The organism is Shewanella sp. A32 (assembly GCF_029167175.1).
Taxonomy (GTDB): domain Bacteria; phylum Pseudomonadota; class Gammaproteobacteria; order Enterobacterales; family Shewanellaceae; genus Shewanella; species Shewanella yunxiaonensis.
Window position 1 is genome coordinate 26,475 of the sequence record NZ_JARFTS010000009.1, and the last position, 18,853, is coordinate 45,327.

Genomic DNA, 18,853 nt, shown 5'->3' on the forward strand with positions numbered 1-18,853 from the left:
TAGATCTTCTTAGTTATTGTTCGATGGTTCAGGATTTAAACGTCAAAAAGGGCCATTTAGGCCCCTTTTTCATTTACGCTCACGCTTCTTTTGCTTGCTGGATCTTCACTTTCCAGATAGCCGGTCCAGTTTCGTGGGCGTTCACCCCTTTGGAGTCAACCGCTACAGTAACAGGCATGTCCTTAACTTCAAACTCATAAATTGCTTCCATGCCCAAATCTTCGAATGCGATCACTCGCGCCTTTTTAATGGCCTTAGAAACCAGATAGGCCGCACCGCCGACAGCCATCAAATACACTGCTTTATGTTGCTTGATAGATTCGACCGCTGCCGGACCACGTTCGGCCTTACCAATCATGCCCATCAAGCCAGTCTTTTCCAGCATCATATCGGTGAACTTATCCATACGAGTGGAAGTTGTTGGACCGGCTGGCCCCACGACTTCATCCCGGACAGGATCAACTGGGCCAACGTAGTAAATAAATTTCCCTTTGAAATCAACGCCAGCTGGTAATCCTTCACCACTTTCCAGCAAGCTCTGGATACGCTTATGGGCAGCATCACGCCCAGTCAGCATCTTGCCTGACAATAACAAGGTGTCACCACTATTCCAGGTTTCAATTTCTGCCTGAGTCACGGTGTCCAGATTCACCCGATGGGTATTTTCACCTACTTCACGGGTAATTTCTGGCCAGTCGTCCAATGATGGTGGGGTTAAATCCGCTGGACCGGTTCCATCAAGATGGAAATGCACGTGGCGAGTGGCGGCGCAATTGGGGATCATCACCACGGGTTTAGACGCCGCATGTGTTGGCGCTGTTTTAATTTTCACGTCCAGTACCGTCGTCAGGCCACCTAACCCCTGAGCACCGATTCCGAGATTATTCGCACGTTCGAAGATATCCAGACGCAGTTTTTCTTCCGCAGTTTCAGCACCGCGAGCCATCAACTCATGGATATCGACACTGTCCATCAAAGCTTCTTTTGCCATCACTGCAGCTTTCTCGGCAGTTCCCCCAATACCGATACCGAGCATCCCAGGTGGACACCACCCGGCGCCCATAGTCGGCAAGGTCTTTTCGACCCAGGCAGCGATATCATCAGAGGGATTAAGCATGACCATCTTGGATTTGTTTTCTGAGCCGCCGCCTTTTGCCGCAATGGCAACATCCACTTTATCCCCTGGCACAGAGACGATATGCACCACAGCCGGGCTGTTATCACGGGTGTTCTTACGAGCACCGGCAGGGTCTGCCACAATCGATGCCCGCAAGGTATTATCATGATTGGTGTACGCCCGGCGGGTACCTTCATCAACCATCTGTTGGATGGTCATATCGGTCTTATCCCACTGCACGCCCATCCCGACATAAACGAAACAGGTGACAATGCCGGTGTCCTGACACAAAGGACGGTGCCCTTCGGCCGACATACGGGAGTTAATCAGGATTTGCGCGATGGCATCTTTGGCGGCCGGACTTTGTTCACGCGCATAGGCTTCTGCCATAGCGTCTACAAAATCTTTTGGGTGATAATAAGAGATGTACTGCAAAGCATCTGCAATACTATCGATAAAATCAGCTTGCTTGATTACGGACATGTTTGCGCTCCAATTGCTCCCTGTCCTCGCTGTGGTGTTGCCACAGTGTCAGTGCCCCCAGTCGCACTGCAGTAAAGCCGCCATACCGCACGATTTCACCTAAGGTCAGGCTGTTATGGTCATTTTTGGTGGCGATTATGATAACCTCTCTCAGCTTTTTGGGCTACATCACATTTTTTGGATTTTAAAGTTAGATGCACACCACAAACAGCAATGCTATCGCTGAATGCCAATTGCCCTGGCAATATTCAGTTTGTGACGTATTTTCAATGCTTTCAGCACTGCCTTGGGCGGTGTTATTGGATTCTGCGGCGGCTAAGCATCCGGATGCCCGTTATGATGTGATCAGTGCATGGCCAGTGGCCACAGTGACGACTACCGGTAATTGCACGCAGATTCACGATGCCAATGGACAGCTTATAGGGTCATCCACTGGCGATCCTTTTAAGCAATTACAACACGTTCTGGCGCAGTACTTTCCAACAGTCAAAACGACAAACCTTCCGTTCGCTGGTGGCGCAATCGGCTGCTTTGGTTATGACTTAGGTCGCAGCGTTGAGCAGGTCCCCGATTGCGCTGCGGACGACATTGCGTTTCCGCAAATGGCTGTTGGTCTATATGATTGGGCATTAATTCACGACAATAAAACACAGGTCTGGCACTTGGTTCATTACGCGGGTCAAACCGCCTTAACTGAGTTACTACCGCGGTTGCTGTCATTGCGTGAAAATTCCACCGGGATCGAATCGCCTTCATTCACCATGACTAGCGGCTGGAAAGCGCAAATAACTCAGGCAGATTACCTTGCAAAATTTGAACAAGTTCAACGCTATTTGCACAGCGGTGATTGTTATCAAATCAATCTGACACAACGCTTTTCCGCTACTTATCGCGGTAATGAATGGCAAGCTTATTGTGCTTTGAGACAAGCTAACGCCGCGCCCTTTTCTGCCTTTATGCGGCTGCCCCAGGGCTGTGCTTTGTCAATTTCACCAGAGCGATTTATTGCCATCTCGGCTGAGGGGAAAATCCAGACCAAACCGATCAAAGGGACAGCACCAAGAAGCAACAATCCTGATGAAGATCGACAGTTAGCTGAAGCATTACTGCAATCAGAGAAAAACCGCGCTGAAAATCTGATGATTGTCGATTTACTGCGCAATGATATTGGCAAGGTTGCCACCTCAGGTAGCGTCAAAGTGCCCGAATTATTTGCGTTAGAAAGCTTTCCCGCCGTACATCATTTGGTGAGTACGGTGACAGGACAACTGCCACCTGAAGTCCACGCTTTAACATTGTTGCGCGCTGCCTTTCCAGGAGGGTCTATCACCGGCGCGCCGAAAGTGCGTGCCATGGAAATCATTGAATCGCTGGAGCCTTCGAGACGAAACCTCTATTGTGGTGCGATGGGTTATATCAGCCAACACGGCGTAATGGATACCAATATTGCGATAAGAACACTGGTGGCGGCTAACGGACAATTGCATTGTTGGGCCGGTGGCGGCATCGTGGCAGATTCTGATGGCGCTGCGGAATATCAGGAATGTTATGACAAGGTCAGCCGTATCTTGCCAGTTCTGACTGACTTCAAGGAGTAAACCGTGGATCTTACTGAGCTGCGTTGGCGTTTTGGATTAGGTATAGCCGCGCCATTACGCCAACCTCCGGGAATACCTCTAAAATTACGAAATGCCGCCGTACTAATGGCGTTTCAGACCGGCCCCAAAGGGGTTGAATTACTATTAACGCAGCGCCCCAGACATCTGAAAGCACATCCAGGACAAGTCAGTTTTCCCGGAGGCAAACAGGAACGACAAGATAAAAGTTTACTGGAAACGGCATTAAGAGAAGCGGAAGAAGAGATTGGACTGCCCGCTAATAATGTTGAACTGCTGGGCACCCTGCCCCAACATCACACAATTACGGGTTTTAATATCACACCAGTCGTCGGCATTGTTCAACGCCCCTTCAATATTTGTCTTAATCCAGGCGAGGTCAGCGCATTATTTACGGTACCGCTGGATTATCTGTTGCAACCGAATAATCGCCATGTGATGTTGATTCAGCGTCGGCAACAACCCCATCCGGTGACATTTATTCCGTATGGCGATAGGCTCATTTGGGGCGCGACAGCCGCTATCATCGATACGTTTTGCGCCATCGTCAGTCATGACATTCAAAGGATCACGAAACGTAAATAAAGCCCGGCGGTCACAGAACTCAAGAGTAACAACGGAATATTGAACCAATACCCCATGCGGTAATGACTTGCCAGATACCAGTTCAATGCCATACTGGTGAAGCTCAGTCCGGCACACACCCAGATAATGTGCTCCAGCAACGTCGTTTCTTTGAGATCCCAGTAAAGCCGCACTGGCACCCCATGACTGAAAAAATACCCTACAGCACGGTCCGGCCTGGCATCATGAAAAACTGTCAGGGCATATACGGCCAATGCCCACCCTGCGATCGACATAATTGCTAAAATTATCTGTAAAAAACGCAGTTTTTTCATTTTCCTGCCACCTTTACGAAGCCGAAAATGGAGAATGATTCCAGAATACCTTTTTCAACTTGAGAAAAGCCACCAGCAAGGTAATATAAACGTCCAATTTTTCTGTCCGATCAACAGTGTCTGCCTTACGTTGGCCGACAAATAACCGTTACCGACGGTCTTGGATAACGGTAAAAAGACGTTTCACTGGAGAACATAGCAATAATGAGCATTGCATCAGTCGCATCTGTATTTAAAGGCGAATATGCGGTCGGTTCTGAAGTTACCGTCCGCGGCTGGGTCAGAACCCGCCGGGATTCCAAAGCCGGCATCTCGTTCCTTGCCATCTATGACGGTTCCTGTTTTGACCCTATTCAAGGCGTTGTGCCTAATAATCTGCCAAATTATGACGATGAAGTGCTCAAACTGACCACTGGCTGTTCTGTAATTGTAACGGGTGAAGTGGTAGAAAGCCCGGGATCTGGCCAAGATTACGAATTGCAGGTCACCAAAGTTGAAGTGACCGGTTGGGTAGAAGACCCAGATACCTATCCGATGGCGGCAAAACGACATTCAGTCGAGCATCTGCGGGAATTGGCTCACTTACGTCCTCGCACCAACCTGATTGGTGCTGTTGCGCGAGTTCGTAACTGTCTATCTCAGGCAATCCACCGTTTCTATCATGAAAACGGCTTTGTCTGGGTATCTACACCGTTGATCACTGCCTCAGATACTGAAGGCGCTGGCGAAATGTTCCGCGTTTCCACCCTGGATCTGGAAAACCTGCCACGTACTGAAGCAGGTAACGTCGACTATGACAAAGATTTCTTTGGTAAAGAGGCTTTCTTAACCGTATCGGGCCAGTTAAACGGTGAAACCTACGCCTGTGCGTTATCTAAGATTTATACCTTTGGGCCGACCTTCCGCGCTGAAAACTCAAATACCAGCCGTCATTTGGCCGAATTCTGGATGGTCGAACCGGAAGTGGCGTTTGCAGATCTCAACGACATTGCGGGGCTGGCTGAATCTATGCTCAAGTACGCCTTTAAAGCGGTACTGGAAGAACGCATGGATGATATGCAGTTCTTTGCACAACGCGTTGATAGCACCGTCATCGATCGGTTGCAACGTTTTGTCAGCAGTGACTTTGCCCAGGTTGATTACACCGATGCGGTTGAAATCCTCAAAAACTGCGATAAAGAGTTCGAGTTCCCTGTGGAATGGGGAACTGACTTGCAATCTGAACATGAACGCTATCTGGCAGAAGAACACTTTAATTCGCCAGTCGTGGTAAAAAACTATCCAAAAGATATCAAAGCCTTCTACATGCGTCTGAACCAAGACGGTAAAACTGTAGCGGCAATGGATGTATTAGCTCCCGGCATTGGTGAGATCATCGGCGGCTCACAGCGTGAAGAGCGTTTGGATGTGTTGGATCAACGCATGGATGAAATGGGTCTGGTTAAGGAAGATTACTGGTGGTATCGCGATCTGCGTCGTTATGGCACTGTCCCACACTCAGGTTTCGGTCTGGGCTTTGAACGTCTGGTATCCTATGTGACAGGTGTGTCTAACATCCGTGACGTTATTCCGTTCCCACGTTCACCACGCTCTGCCAACTTCTAACGTCAGGCGTTACAACATTCCCAAAAACGCGCTGCATTAGCGCGTTTTTTCTTTGGATTAGGCGCAAAAAAATGGGAGTGGACGCAATGCCATCTCCCATTAAATGCCGGTGTTAAGCATGACGATACCGGCCCCCACTTTCATAGACACAAACACAAGAAACAGGTCAATCCTCCCTGTATGATTAACCATAGATGATATAAAATCCGACAAGCAATAAAATCTGTAAAACCTGCGGTGGATCACGCCCAGATGTCCTCACATGGACAATTTGTAACAGGTTAATGTATAAGAACATTTATTTTTTGTAATTGCCTACTGAGGTCGCATCATGAGTAATGATGAAACTCTGCGTTTTACCGTTTCCCTGCCACAATCCCTGTTTGAAGAAATTGAAACGGATATTGAGACCCGAGGCTATCAATCGCGCTCAGAATACATTCGTGATCTGTTTCGAGACCGTATTGTTGATAAGCAATGGAACAGCAGTGTTGAAGACGTTGTCGGGGTACTGACGTTGATTTTCGATCATCATCAGCGCGGCCTGTCAGAAAAGCTGATCGAAATTCAACATGACCATATGGTGCACATTTTATGTAGTACACATGTGCATATTGACCATCATCGCTGTCTCGAAACCATCATCCTCAAGGGGCAGGCATCTCAAGTAAATCAGCTGGTAAACAAAATCGCCGCGTTAAAAGGGGTTAATTTAGCTCGTTTGAGCCGCGCCGGAATTGTCTAATCGTCACTTAACGTTGCTTAACCGGTTTGGGCAAAATGACTCTGACATCCAGCCCGTCAGGTACCCCCGGCTTAATTGTCAATTTTCCCTTATGTAGCCCAACAATCTGCGCGCAAATTGACAATCCCAGCCCTGAACCTGCAACGTTTTCGTTGGCCACACGAAAGAAGCGTTCAGTGATCTGTCGACAACTTTCCTCATCAAGCCCGGGACCTGAATCCTGGATTTGCAAAACTGCAGTGCCATGCTGTTTGTCTTCCCAGGCATTAATTTTAATGGGGCCAGCTTTATCTGAATATTTACAGGCATTATCTATCAGGTTCTTCAATACCAATTTAAGATAAAACGGATCGGCTATGACCATGATCTTTTCAGGCAGATGAAGCTCCCATTGATAGTCAGCAATGATCGGCAGCATATCGTTCAGAACTTGCTGCACCAACTCACTTATTCCGACCTCGGTTACATTCAACTGTTCCAGCGATTCAACACGCGATAACAGCAGCATTTGCTCTACCGTGTGTGCGATCTGCTCAATCCCTTTGTCTATTGCCTGATGGTGTAACAACAGCTCTTCGGGATTATCAGATTCCAGTAACCCCTGATGATGCAATTTGATCACGGCCAACGGGGTTTTTAGCTCATGAGCAGCATCACCACTGAACTTGCGCTCGCGACTCATAGCGGCAGCGACCCTCGCAATATAAGCATTCATGGCATCACGGACTGTGACTAATTCCGACGGTAAGCGCATGTGCAACGGTGTTAAATCACTGGGATCGCGCCGTTTTAATTTATCCGCTAACGTCTGTAACGGTTCCAGCAGCAGATAAGACAGAAAAATCATTAACAATGACACCAGCGGGAATACAATTGCAGGGGCAATCAAGCTGTTACCCATGATCTGGTCTACCAGTTCCTTTCGCACATCATCGCGCTGACCCGCAATAATCCAGACATTGTTACGCGGCGAAAAATAACTGTACATGTGCCACAACGAGCCCATGTACATCTTGCGATGGTAGCCCACCACAAATTCTGCCATGGGTTGCTCAGCGGTATTTGCAGAACGGACCAACAGCTGGCCTTCAGGTGTCCAAATTTGAAACGCCAGCTTTTGTTCGTAAGCCAATTGCTGCGCATTGGCGTCTTCATTAAAGGTTTCAACTTTTGTCGGTTTTATTGACAACAGTAACGGATGATTTACCAGCGAATCCTGTCCGATTAGGGTCTGCGATCCATAAAACATTTCGAGTATTTTGGCACTTTGTAGCATCTGGGCATCAAATAACTCTTCAATTTGCCGGTGAGAATCATGGGTACTCAACCAACTGGAGATCCCAATAGAAAGTGAGATGCCCAACAGCATCACCCCCATCATCAACACCCGTAATGACATGAGTTACTCCACTTCTGCAAGCGTGTAACCAATGCCACGCACCGTTTTAATCAATTCAGGTGAGGTTTTGCGACGCAAGTGATGAATATGCACTTCAATGGAATTGCTGCCGACTTCGTCCCAACCATAGGTGAGCTGTTCCAATTGACCGCGGGTAAGCACTCGCCCGTTGGATTGCGCTAACTCCAGCAATAGCTGAAATTCCCGCCGTGATAAGTTCACCGGTTCGCCACGAAAACTAACCTCATGCACATTCAAATCCATGGTGAGCGCCCCTACCACCAGCAAATTCTGATTCAGTCCATGGTGACGGCGCACAATGGCTTTTAGTCTGGCAACGAGTTCCCTGACATCAAACGGTTTGGCAAGATAGTCATCCGCGCCGAGATCCAGACAAGCAAGCTTAGTATCAAAATCGGTGTTAGCCGTCAGCACAATAGTCGGAATGTCGATGCCGCGTTGACGCCACTGCTGCAATAAACTACGACCATTGCCATCAGGTAAGCCCAAATCTAATACAATGGCACTAATGGCTTCATTATGAATTGCAGCCTCAGCCTGTTTCACGGTGGTAACGTGATCGACCTGAATATCCAGTTTGCCGAGGCTGAGCATTATGCCCTGAGCCAGAAGATCATTATCTTCAATTAAAAGTATGCGCATATCGATATCAATTCTTCAGACAGCTGATGAAATTCAGATTCAGTAGTGTGAGATAACCACGGGATCTTAAATCACTTTTCCCGATAATAACGTGTCTTTACATGAACCCGCCAGTGTTCTGACAATACGCTGCTGTTTGCAGTTCCCTGTGTCACTAAATCATTGAGCTTTAACATTATCAATGATCAATTTTTGTTCGCTCGCTGTCATATATTGATTTAGATCAATTTTATCGTCATTTATCTGCGTGCTAGCGCGCATATTTGAATGTTTAATGACGTGCGTCAATTTTTTAGTGATTTTAAGCACCAGCGCACATTCCTAACGGTGGTGACTCATCACTGGCGTGTTCCAACGTTTATTCCATTAAGAACAACAAGGTGAATCAATGGATACTCATTCAGCTCTTTATCAACAGGGACGGGAGCGGCTGGCCGCTTTGCGCCAATTACCGCCACGCCAAGATCAATCTTTGCTAGAACGCATGCAGGAATATGGTATTAGTCGCCGTGACTTTATGAAGTGGAGTGCCTCTGTCACGGCCCTTCTGGCCTTACCCTTACCCTTTAGCAACCTTGTGGCAGAAGCTGCAGAACTCGCAGACAGAGTGCCACTGGTTTGGTTACACATGGCGGAATGTACCGGTTGTTCCGAGTCCCTTACCCGTGCTGATACCCCGGACCTTGACACCCTGATTTTCGACCACATTTCGCTGGAATATCATGAAACGCTGATGGCAGCGGCCGGTTGGCAAGCCGACGAGAACCTGGAACACGCATTAGAACATTATAAAGGCAATTACCTGCTCGCGATTGAAGGCGCCGTGCCTACAGCAAACAATGGCGCATTTTTAACCGTTGGTTGTAAAGGCCACACCGGCTTGCAATCTGTGCGTGAAGCCGCAGAAGGCGCGGCGGCCATCATTTCGGTTGGCACCTGTGCTTCATTCGGTGGGGTTCAGGCCGCAGCGCCTAACCCTACTGGTGCTAAGGGCGTCCATGAAGTGATTGATAGAACGGTTATCAATCTGGGGGGCTGTCCTCCGAGTGAAAAGAACATTGTTGGTACGCTGATGTACTTTGTTATGTTTGGCCGCTTGCCAGCACTGGACATGTATAACCGGCCGAAATGGGCCTACGGCGCTCGTGTTCATGATAACTGCGAACGCCGTGGTCACTTTGATTCTGGCGAGTTTGTTGAACAATTCAGTGACGATAACGCCAAGAATGGCTATTGCCTCTATAAAATGGGCTGTAAAGGTCCCTACACCTATAACAATTGCCCTACCGAACGGTTCAACAGCCACACCAGCTGGCCGGTACTGGCGGGGCACGGCTGTATTGGCTGCTCTGAACCGAACTTCTGGGATGATATGGCGGATTTTGAAAAACCTCTTGGCCGTCAATTACTGCATGGGCTTGATGCCACCGCCGATACCGTCGGTGCAGTGATTCTTGGCGCCGCTGCTATTGGCATTGGTGCGCATGCGGTTGCCAGTCTGTTTGCCGGTTCCAAGGAGGAGTAATCCATGAACCAACGTGTTGTTATTGATCCTATTACCCGTATTGAAGGCCATCTACGTATCGAAGTGGAGGTAGATGAGCAGAATGTGATCCAGAAAGCCTGGGCATCGTCTACCTTATGGCGTGGCATTGAAGTCATCCTGAAAGGTCGCACACCAATGGATGTCGGGTTGCTGGTACAGCGTATCTGTGGCGTCTGCACATTCTCTCATTATCGTTGTGGCACCGAAGCCGTTGAAAAAGCACTGGGCGTAAAGATCCCACTCAATGCGCAATATTTGCGGTCACTGATGATGACCGCGTTACATTACCACGACCATATCGTGCATTTTTATCACCTGCACGCGCTAGACTGGGTCGACGTTGTCTCAGCCTTGAGTGCCGATCCGGCCAAAGCTGCCCAAGTCGCGATGAAATATAGCGACAAACCATTGGCAGCCGGTGAAGGTGATCTTCGTGCTGTGCAGGAACGCGTCCAGGGGTTTGTTAATAAGGGAAAACTTGGGCCGTTTGCCAATGCCTATTGGGGCAACAAGACTTACCGATTCTCGCCAGAGCAGAACCTCATCGCCCTGTCGCATTATCTAAAAGCTCTGGAAGTACAGCGGGTGGCCGCCGAAATGATGGCGATTTTCGGCGGAAAACAACCGCATCCCCAGTCCGTCGTAGTTGGGGGGATGACGTCCGTACGCGATCTGATCAACCCGGCCCGGTTACAGGAGTGGCAAGCCAAACATGACATTGTGGCTGACTTTGTAGAACGTGCGTATAAAGCCGACATCATCATGGCGGCGGATGCCTTTGGTGCCGAAGCCTCTGTGCTCGGTGGCGTCAATGTCCATAACTTTATCTGCTGTGATGAATTTGTTGGCGCTGACGGTCAACATATCTTTAAACAGGGCGTGATCCTGAATGGCGATCTGAAAAACGTCAGCGATATCAATCCGGACCTCATTGCTGAAGATGTCACCCACTCCTGGTATAAAGCAGAAAAGCCACAACATCCTTATGATGGCACCACGATTCCTGAATATACCGGTTTCATCGAACGTGATACCGTTTACGGTAAATTGCCTACTGTTGATGGCGATAACAAATACAGCTGGGTGAAATCGCCGCGTTACAACAGTCACCCGATGGAAGTTGGCCCGCTAGCATGTTTACTCGTGAACTACGCCAAGGGGAATCCACTGGTCGTCGAAGCCGTCGATGATTTTCTCAAACGTACCGGATTGCCACTCGATGCGTTATATACCACTCTCGGTCGCACTGCTGCGCGCATGATTCAAACGTCCATCGTTGCCAAGGAAAGTAATAAAATCTTCGATGCGCTGGTAACTAACCTGAAAAGCGATGAATCGCTGTACCGCAAGCCTGAAATCGACCCGGATAAAGAATATGTGGGCCACGCTATTATTGAGGCGCCTCGCGGTATGCTGAGTCACTGGATAAGAATCAAAGCCGGCTTAGTGGAAAACTATCAGGCGGTGGTTCCTACGACCTGGAACGCCGGGCCAATGGATGCCAACGGTAAGATTGGTCCCTATGAAGCCTCATTAGTAGGACTAAAGCTGGAAGATCCAACTAAGCCCCTGGAGGTTCTGCGAATTATTCACTCTTTCGATCCTTGTATGGCTTGCTCCGTACATATGATTGATTACAAAGGTCAGTCATTGGGTGAATTCCGCGTAGGCCCCACAGCCTGTTAAGGAGGGAAAACGATGACAACTACAAACGTGGCGTATAAGCAGGAAAAAATCTTTAGTGCCGCAATCCGTGTATTTCACTGGTTAAGAGCGTTGTCTATCGTGGCGCTGGTAGCAACCGGATTTTATATCGCTTGGCCCTATGTCATTGGTGCCGACTCAACGGACGTATTGGTACAAGGCTGGATCCGTTTTGGGCACTTGATTTTCGGTTTTACCTTGTGTGCGATAACCGGTTCACGAGCTTATCTGTTCTTTTTCAGTAAAAGTGACATTGAACGGCGTTCGTTTAAGGATGTGATGAGTCCAAAAAGCTGGCTCGCCCAGATCAAATCCTATTTATGGATGGGACATCTGGACAAAGCCGGAGTCTATGGACCATTACAGTTTATGACATACTTTGCGGTTTCAGTGTTAGCCGCGTTTATGTGCATCACTGGTCTGGTGCTTTACGCCAACGTTTATCACCAGGGACTAGGTGGCGCATTATGGAGTACTGCCAGTTGGATTACGGAAGCTATGGGTGGTTTGGCTATGGTGCGCATCTGGCATCATGACATCACCTGGTGTTTCATTATTTTTCTAGTAATCCACATCTACATGGCGGTTTGGTACGGCATCCGTTTCAAACATAATGCGGTAGACGCCATCGTCTCTGGATATGATTATCACCCAGAGAAAAATTGACCCATCGCGGGTGCTTACTAGTGCTCAATAGTACTCAATAGTGCTAGCAAGTACCCGACTTTTGTGACTTTCATCTACTTTTACACCATATCAATTCTGCATATTGCTCATATTTTTTGCTACGTGAGTCAATTGTTAATATCTAAAGCAACCCAAACCCACAAATACGTTAAAAGTTATGCCACCAGGTTAAAACATTAACAAAATTCAAGCTTTCAAAACCGTTATAATTACCTAAAATCGGTTTCAATTAGAAAAAACAGGTCAATTAGACAATTTGTCTCATTAAGAAATCCAATATTTGATCAACATCATATTGTGAAAAACTAATTAACTCATGCGTCTCATCTTTCATAGAAAATTGATGCACCTCAAGATTTTACCTTCTTTATCTCCCTACTATAACGCTGTTAACTGTGTGAGCTTTAACGCAAATCGCCTTTTAAAAACAACATTAAGGTAAACCCATGGACACACATTCAGCCCTCTATGAACAGGGACGGAAACGGTTGGAGGAACTGCGCCAACTTCCCCCCCGTCAGGAAAAATCACTGCAGGAACGCATGTTGGAACTCGGGATCTCCCGTCGTGACTTCATGAAGTGGAGCGCTTCAGTTACTGCATTGCTGGCATTACCACTGCCATTCAGCAATCTGGTTGCAGAAGCTGCTGAGCTGGCTGACCGGGTACCACTGATTTGGTTGCACCTGGCCGAATGTACCGGCTGTTCCGAGTCTCTGGTTCGGGCCGATACCCCTAATCTCGATTCACTGATCTTTGATCATATTTCTCTGGAATATCATGAAACCCTGATGGCCGCTGCTGGCTGGCAGGCAGAAGAAAATCTGGAACACGCGCTGGAAGCTTACAAAGGTAAGTATCTGCTGGCAGTTGAAGGCGGTGTGCCTACTGCTAACAACGGTGCATTTTTGACTGTTGGCTGTAAAGGCCACACTGGTCTGCAAATTGTTAAAGAAGCTGCTGAAGGTGCTGCCGCCATCATTTCGGTTGGTACTTGTGCTTCCTTCGGTGGTATTCAGGCTGCTGCGCCTAACCCAACCGGCGCCAAAGGCGTCTACGAAGTGGTAGATAAAGCCGTAGTTAACTTAGGTGGCTGCCCACCAAGTGAAAAAAATATTGTTGGTACATTGATGTACTTCATCATGTTCGGTCGCTTGCCCGCACTGGATATGTATAACCGTCCGAAATGGGCCTATGGTGCACGTGTACACGATAACTGCGAACGTCGTGGTCGTTTTGACTCTGGTGAATTCGTTGAACAGTTTGGTGATGAAGGTGCTAAACAGGGCTATTGCCTTTACAAAGTGGGTTGTAAAGGCCCATACACCTATAACAACTGCCCCACTGAACGTTTCAACCATCATGTAAGCTGGCCAGTTTTGGCAGGTCATGGCTGCATGGGTTGCTCTGAACCCAACTTCTGGGACGATATGGCTGACTTTGAAAAACCTCTTGGCCGCCAGTTATTGCATGGTCTGGATGCCACCGCTGACACCATCGGTGCTGTTATTCTCGGTGCCACTGTCGTAGGTATCGGTGCCCACGCTGTCGCTAGTCTGTTTGCCGGTTCTTCCAAGGAGGACTAATCAATGAACCAACGTGTCGTTATCGATCCCATTACCCGTATTGAGGGTCACCTCCGCATTGAGGTGGAAGTGGATGAAAACAATGTAGTTAAAAAAGCCTGGTCAGCCTCCACACTGTGGCGCGGTATCGAAGTGATCCTGAAAGGCCGGACCCCAATGGATGTAGGTTTGATCGTGCAACGTATCTGCGGTGTATGTACCTATTCCCATTACCGCTGTGGTACTGAAGCAGTAGAAAATGCCTTGGGGATCAAAATCCCATTAAATGCCCGTTATCTGCGTTCATTGATGCACACTTCTCTGTTCATGCATGACCACGTCGTACATTTCTATCACCTGCATGGGATGGATTGGGTAGACGTAGTATCCGCATTGAGCGCCGATCCAGCAAAAGCAGCGCAAGTTGCACTGAAATACACTGACGCTCCAATTGCGGCGGGTGAAGGTGAGCTGCGTGCAGTGCAAGAGCGTGTGAAAGGTTTTGTCGCAACCGGTAAACTTGGTCCATTCGCTAATGCTTACTGGGGCAATGGTACTTATAAGTTCACTCCTGAGCAGAACCTGATCGCCCTGTCTCACTACCTGAAAGCATTGGAAATTCAGCGTATTGCCGCAGAAATGCTAGCGATCTTCGGTGGTAAACAACCGCATCCACAATCATTGGTTGTAGGCGGTGTTACTTCCGTACGCGATATGCTGAGCCCTGCCCGTCTGCAGGAATGGAAACAGAAACACGATATCGTGGCTGATTTCATTGAACGTGGGTATAAAGCTGACGTTATTATGGCCGCCGAAGCCTTCGGTGGTGAAGCGTCGGTTTTAGGTGGCGTTAACGTACCAAACTTCCTGGCAACCAACGATTTTGCGACTGCTGATGGCGAGTACATCTTCCAGCAGGGTGTCATCATGAACGGTGACCTGAAGAATGTTACCGATATCAATCCGGACCTGATCGCAGAAGACGTCACCCATGCTTGGTATAAAGCGGATAAACCACAGCATCCTTACGATGGCACAACAATCCCTGATTACACCGGCATGGTTGAACGTGACACCGTATATGGCAAGCTGCCAACACTGGATGGCGACAACAAATATAGCTGGGTGAAGTCACCACGTTACAATGGCGAACCAGTTGAAGTAGGTCCATTGTCCTGCTTGTTGGTGAACTATGCCAAAGGCAATAAAGTGGTAGTTGAAGCTGTTGATGGTCTGCTGAAACGCACTGGCCTGCCAATTCAAGCATTGTTTACTACCTTGGGCCGTACTGCAGCACGTATGCTACAGACTTCTATCGTAGCCCAGGAAGGTGTTAAGACCTTCAATGCTTTGCTGACTAACATGCTGAGTGACGAATCCACTTACGTAAAACCTGTTGTTGACCCTAACAAAGAATACGTAGGTCACGGCATGATTGAAGCGCCTCGCGGCATGTTGAGCCACTGGATCCGCATTAAAGGCGGTCTGGTAGAAAACTATCAGGCAGTAGTTCCAACCACTTGGAACGCCGGTCCTGTTGATGCCAATGGCAAAGTCGGTCCGTACGAAGCATCACTGGTGGGTCTGAAACTGGAAGACCCAACTAAACCGCTGGAAGTCATCCGTATTATCCACTCATTTGACCCATGTATGGCCTGTGCTGTACATGTGATGGATTACAAAGGTCAATCACTGGGTGAATTTCGCGTTGACGCTAACAGCCTGTAAGGAGGAAGTGTTATGGCAGCAAGTATTGCCTATAAACAGGTAAAGATCTTTAGTGCCGCAATACGTATCTTTCACTGGCTCAGAGCGCTGGCGATTGTAATGCTGGTGGCAACCGGTCTTTACATCTCCTGGCCTTATGTTGTAGGTGCTGATTCTACAGACGTATTGGTTCAGGGGTGGATCCGCTTTGCTCATCTGATTTTCGGATTTGTGTTATGTGCGGTAACGCTGGCACGGGCCTATCTGTTCTTCTTTGGCAAAAGCGACATTGAAAGACGGTCTTTCAAGGACGTGATGAGCTTTAGAAGCTGGATAGCTCAAATCAAGTCCTATTTATGGATGGGCCATCTGGATAAAGCCGGGATATACGGACCTTTGCAGTTTATGACCTATTTTGCGATTTCCATCGTAGCTGCTTTGATCTGTGTTACTGGACTGATATTGTATGCCAACGTTTATCACGAAGGTTTAGGTGGTGCGCTTTGGAGCACTGCATCCTGGCTGACTGAAGCATTGGGTGGCCTGGCCATGGTGCGTATTTGGCACCACTATATGACCTGGGTATTCATTATCTTCGTGGTGATTCACGTGTACATGGCAGTATGGTACGGCATTCGCTTCAAGCACAATGCTGTTGATGCGATAGTATCAGGATACGATTACCGTCCAGAAAAACACTAGGAGTCCAATGCGCCCAATGAAACTACTGTTATTGGGAATTGGCAATGTACTGTACGCCGATGAGGGTATCGGCGTACATTTTGTCAATTATATTCATGAGAACTACCATTTCTCTCATCCCGAACATGAGCTGGTTATGCTTGATGGCGGTACCTTAGCCCAAGGCCTCACACCTATCATCAGTCAATATGATTCATTGATAGTAGTGGACACCATCAATGCCGCTGGTTGTGGTCCGGGCGAAGTTTACTTTTTTGATTTTGATCAGGCTCCGCCTGAAGTTGACTGGCAAGGCAGCGCCCATGAAGTGGAGATGCTGCAAACACTAACAATGATGGAAATGCTGGGCGACCGTCCACACACTATGGTGCTTGGCGTTACCCCTACCGTTATTGAACCCATGACTCTGGGATTGACCGAGCGTATTGCCGCCGCCGTACCTTTGATGGAAAAAACTCTCATCAACCATCTTGAATCTCTGGGATGGCAAACTGAGCGTATTTCCCATACCGACATCGCTGATCTTATCCCGCAATCCTACAAACCCCGTCTGTCCATGGGCGACAGAACCAGCGGCCACGCCCCGCGCCGACAGGAAACGCAGGACACCGATTAATAATGAAATTGCTGAGATTCGAGTTTGACTGTTCTAAACAGGTACCTTGGTATGGTTACTTATGCAATCAATACCTTAATTACCAGAAGCTGAATTTAACAGTGGGTTTGTTGGCCATTCGCCACCAGGCCAATGAACATTTGGAACAACAGAAAAAACCGGTTGTGACCTGGCGCTATCTGCTGGAAGCAGAAGGTGAACAGGCGGAACTAGAATGCTTGGCAGAACAAGTTGCTGCTGACTTTCTGCTGAGTGTCCATTTGCTGGACTCTCGTATGTTGCTGGCGACAGACCGTCAGGGTGATAAAAAGCCGATTGAGGTCAGTGCTGCGAACGTGCCCTTCTGCCAGCATTGTCAGCCACGTTTTGGTGACAACCAACATGGGGAGTTTGCCAATCTGGTACTTGCCTGTGACCACTGTCATGGCGAACAAGCGATATTAACCCTGGACACAGTTGCTGCATTGCAACGACAGGATTTACAGCAGTTGGCGGTAAGGCTGCTGGAAGGTGAAACCCTGTTCCTTGACGATGTGTCCGGTAAACTGGTACTGAGCCGGCAGCCTATTGGTCAGGGACGTCAGCAAATGCTGGTATGTAACCCTAATAATCTCAATAGTCTGTTTCAAGTGACTGACAACGAGGTGCTGGCATTATCTTCCATTGAAAAGCCACTATTGCGGCTGCAACCGGTGACTGACAGTAAATTAACCGCGCCATTATATGAAGTCGGTTTTGCCGCCTCACGTCTGCAGCTGGTGCTGGCTGAATATCTGCGTGTTAAAGGGATTGATGCCATCTATTGTCATCGGGAACATCAGCAGGCGGTATTTGCCCATACTCTAGGCATAGATGTGCCAGTCGCTGTTTCAACAGTGCAATTAGATAACCTATTGCTCGGTCAAGCGTTACCAGAAACCCTGCATGAAAGTGCTCGATTTGGTGCATACGTTGCCAAGGCAACAGGTAAGCGCAAACAACAGCAGATTGTTTCATCGCTTGCTAATGATGCAGACGTTTGGGATTCCACCGACGCCACGAGTGCCGCGCAATGTGCACTGTTGGGTATTGCGGCGGAAGTTGGCAGTGCCAGCAATCTCGGTATGCTGTATTTCAGCGATCGTTATGTCAGTCAGTTAATGACATCGAATGACGATGGCGATATCAAATGCTTTATGCAAGTACCAGAACTGCCCGCAACAGGTGCCGATATCATCAGCCAACTGCAATCTAGCCCACAACAAGATGTGTTTGCTAAATTCACCGAGCAATATCCGGCACTGTATCAACGACTACAAAAGTTGGACCTCAGCGGTTGTCCAAAGCAGAGTTTGAAATCTTTGTGGATAGTTGCTGCGGTAATCATCGGTATTGAGGCTGATAGCAACGAACAGCTTGCCGATGCCTTTGTGGCTGCCGCCATGAGCAACACCAGTGCGAATTCTCCTCGTATCGATTACCCATTGATTTCAGGTGAATACGCAACTTTTGATTGGTGTAAAACCTTCGGCACACTCATTAGCTTCCGGCTTGCTGGCGACGATGATGCGGCCAAGTTGGCCTTCGCCATGAATGATTCACTGGCAGATTTTATCGCTAACTGGATTGAACGGTTGGATCTTAATACCGGCATCCGTCGTGTCTATCTGGCCGGCAGTAGCTTTGCCAATCCGGTGCTTGGCCGCCGTATTGCGTTGCGCCTGGGCAAGAATTTCCCGCTCGGCGTCAGCCAGATGCAGGATCTTGATGGTGCATTGCTAGCTACCGGTGCGCTTTACTTGCGCCAACGCCGGAGATAA

At 48.4% G+C, this 18,853-nt stretch carries 16 protein-coding genes; 12 read left to right on the forward strand and 4 right to left on the reverse strand.

Annotation, left to right across the window (positions count from 1 at the left end; all coding sequences use genetic code 11):
• Positions 1-79: 79 nt before the first annotated feature.
• The gene (locus tag PY479_RS08795) at positions 80-1,600 is read right to left on the reverse strand and encodes a fumarate hydratase (protein WP_275483523.1); all 1,521 of its coding nucleotides are present in this window, start codon (positions 1,598-1,600) and stop codon (positions 80-82) included.
• Positions 1,601-1,794: 194 nt separating this feature from the next.
• Between PY479_RS08795 and pabB the strand changes: the two genes are divergently transcribed.
• Both pabB and PY479_RS08805 read left to right on the forward strand, forming a co-directional pair.
• Positions 1,795-3,198: an aminodeoxychorismate synthase component I gene (pabB, locus tag PY479_RS08800; RefSeq protein ID WP_275483524.1), complete on the forward strand. Its 1,404-nt coding sequence runs from the start codon at positions 1,795-1,797 to the stop codon at positions 3,196-3,198.
• Positions 3,199-3,201: 3 nt separating this feature from the next.
• The gene (locus tag PY479_RS08805) at positions 3,202-3,801 is read left to right on the forward strand and encodes a CoA pyrophosphatase (protein WP_212596436.1); all 600 of its coding nucleotides are present in this window, start codon (positions 3,202-3,204) and stop codon (positions 3,799-3,801) included.
• Here PY479_RS08805 and PY479_RS08810 read toward each other — a convergent pair.
• Positions 3,777-4,115 carry a hypothetical protein gene (locus tag PY479_RS08810; RefSeq protein ID WP_212596435.1) on the reverse strand — a complete coding sequence of 113 codons (339 nt, stop codon included), beginning with the start codon at positions 4,113-4,115 and terminating at the stop codon, positions 3,777-3,779. The genes PY479_RS08805 and PY479_RS08810 overlap by 25 nt on opposite strands.
• A 204-nt stretch (positions 4,116-4,319) precedes the next feature.
• On the opposite strand from PY479_RS08810, the gene asnS reads away from it, so the two are divergent.
• Positions 4,320-5,720 carry an asparagine--tRNA ligase gene (asnS, locus tag PY479_RS08815; RefSeq protein ID WP_212596434.1) on the forward strand — a complete coding sequence of 467 codons (1,401 nt, stop codon included), beginning with the start codon at positions 4,320-4,322 and terminating at the stop codon, positions 5,718-5,720.
• 331 nt (positions 5,721-6,051) lie between these two features.
• Positions 6,052-6,465, forward strand: a complete 414-nt coding sequence (gene nikR, locus PY479_RS08820; protein ID WP_212596433.1) for a nickel-responsive transcriptional regulator NikR — start codon at positions 6,052-6,054, stop codon at positions 6,463-6,465.
• A 7-nt stretch (positions 6,466-6,472) separates the two neighbouring features.
• Here nikR and PY479_RS08825 read toward each other — a convergent pair whose 3' ends face one another.
• Together PY479_RS08825 and PY479_RS08830 are read right to left on the reverse strand one after the other, a co-directional pair.
• The gene (locus PY479_RS08825; RefSeq protein ID WP_275483525.1) at positions 6,473-7,864 is read right to left on the reverse strand and encodes an ATP-binding protein; all 1,392 of its coding nucleotides are present in this window, start codon (positions 7,862-7,864) and stop codon (positions 6,473-6,475) included.
• Positions 7,865-7,867: 3 nt separating this feature from the next.
• A complete protein-coding gene (locus PY479_RS08830; RefSeq protein WP_212596431.1) occupies positions 7,868-8,527 on the reverse strand; it encodes a response regulator in 660 nt (219 codons plus the stop codon).
• A 388-nt stretch (positions 8,528-8,915) separates the two neighbouring features.
• Between PY479_RS08830 and hyaA (PY479_RS08835) the strand changes: the two genes are divergently transcribed.
• The 8 genes from hyaA (PY479_RS08835) to PY479_RS08870 all read left to right on the forward strand — a co-directional run bounded on the left by hyaA (PY479_RS08835) (position 8,916) and on the right by PY479_RS08870 (position 18,853).
• A complete protein-coding gene (hyaA, locus tag PY479_RS08835; RefSeq protein WP_212596430.1) occupies positions 8,916-10,052 on the forward strand; it encodes a hydrogenase small subunit in 1,137 nt (378 codons plus the stop codon).
• Positions 10,053-10,055: 3 nt separating this feature from the next.
• On the forward strand, positions 10,056-11,759 hold the full coding sequence (locus tag PY479_RS08840) for a nickel-dependent hydrogenase large subunit (protein WP_275483526.1): 1,704 nt from the start codon (positions 10,056-10,058) through the stop codon (positions 11,757-11,759).
• 12 nt (positions 11,760-11,771) lie between these two features.
• Positions 11,772-12,443 carry a Ni/Fe-hydrogenase, b-type cytochrome subunit gene (gene cybH / locus PY479_RS08845; protein ID WP_212596428.1) on the forward strand — a complete coding sequence of 224 codons (672 nt, stop codon included), beginning with the start codon at positions 11,772-11,774 and terminating at the stop codon, positions 12,441-12,443.
• Between the two features lie 467 nt (positions 12,444-12,910).
• On the forward strand, positions 12,911-14,050 hold the full coding sequence (gene hyaA / locus PY479_RS08850) for a hydrogenase small subunit (RefSeq protein ID WP_212596427.1): 1,140 nt from the start codon (positions 12,911-12,913) through the stop codon (positions 14,048-14,050).
• A gap of 3 nt (positions 14,051-14,053) precedes the next feature.
• Positions 14,054-15,757, forward strand: coding sequence for a nickel-dependent hydrogenase large subunit (gene hyaB, locus PY479_RS08855; RefSeq protein ID WP_212596426.1), 1,704 nt, complete (start codon positions 14,054-14,056; stop codon positions 15,755-15,757).
• Positions 15,758-15,769: 12 nt separating this feature from the next.
• Positions 15,770-16,438 (forward strand): Ni/Fe-hydrogenase, b-type cytochrome subunit, encoded by a 669-nt coding sequence (cybH, locus tag PY479_RS08860; RefSeq protein ID WP_275483527.1) that lies wholly within the window; start codon positions 15,770-15,772, stop codon positions 16,436-16,438.
• A 16-nt stretch (positions 16,439-16,454) separates the two neighbouring features.
• On the forward strand, positions 16,455-17,054 hold the full coding sequence (locus PY479_RS08865) for a HyaD/HybD family hydrogenase maturation endopeptidase (protein ID WP_212596424.1): 600 nt from the start codon (positions 16,455-16,457) through the stop codon (positions 17,052-17,054).
• Positions 17,055-17,056: 2 nt separating this feature from the next.
• Positions 17,057-18,853 (forward strand): NiFe hydrogenase, encoded by a 1,797-nt coding sequence (locus PY479_RS08870; RefSeq protein ID WP_275483528.1) that lies wholly within the window; start codon positions 17,057-17,059, stop codon positions 18,851-18,853.

Bases quoted from the DNA above. Each gene is read 5' to 3' on its own strand.
- nikR (WP_212596433.1), top strand. From the start codon at position 6,052: ATGAGTAATGATGAAACTCTGCGTTTTACCGTTTCCCTGCCACAATCC.
- PY479_RS08870 (WP_275483528.1), top strand. From the start codon at position 17,057: ATGAAATTGCTGAGATTCGAGTTTGACTGTTCTAAACAGGTACCTTGG.
- hyaA (WP_212596430.1), top strand. From the start codon at position 8,916: ATGGATACTCATTCAGCTCTTTATCAACAGGGACGGGAGCGGCTGGCC.
- PY479_RS08840 (WP_275483526.1), top strand. From the start codon at position 10,056: ATGAACCAACGTGTTGTTATTGATCCTATTACCCGTATTGAAGGCCAT.
- PY479_RS08810 (WP_212596435.1), bottom strand. From the start codon at position 4,115: ATGAAAAAACTGCGTTTTTTACAGATAATTTTAGCAATTATGTCGATC.
- PY479_RS08825 (WP_275483525.1), bottom strand. From the start codon at position 7,864: ATGTCATTACGGGTGTTGATGATGGGGGTGATGCTGTTGGGCATCTCA.
- PY479_RS08830 (WP_212596431.1), bottom strand. From the start codon at position 8,527: ATGCGCATACTTTTAATTGAAGATAATGATCTTCTGGCTCAGGGCATA.
- asnS (WP_212596434.1), top strand. From the start codon at position 4,320: ATGAGCATTGCATCAGTCGCATCTGTATTTAAAGGCGAATATGCGGTC.
- cybH (WP_212596428.1), top strand. From the start codon at position 11,772: ATGACAACTACAAACGTGGCGTATAAGCAGGAAAAAATCTTTAGTGCC.
- cybH (WP_275483527.1), top strand. From the start codon at position 15,770: ATGGCAGCAAGTATTGCCTATAAACAGGTAAAGATCTTTAGTGCCGCA.
- PY479_RS08795 (WP_275483523.1), bottom strand. From the start codon at position 1,600: ATGTCCGTAATCAAGCAAGCTGATTTTATCGATAGTATTGCAGATGCT.
- hyaA (WP_212596427.1), top strand. From the start codon at position 12,911: ATGGACACACATTCAGCCCTCTATGAACAGGGACGGAAACGGTTGGAG.
- PY479_RS08865 (WP_212596424.1), top strand. From the start codon at position 16,455: ATGAAACTACTGTTATTGGGAATTGGCAATGTACTGTACGCCGATGAG.
- pabB (WP_275483524.1), top strand. From the start codon at position 1,795: ATGCACACCACAAACAGCAATGCTATCGCTGAATGCCAATTGCCCTGG.
- hyaB (WP_212596426.1), top strand. From the start codon at position 14,054: ATGAACCAACGTGTCGTTATCGATCCCATTACCCGTATTGAGGGTCAC.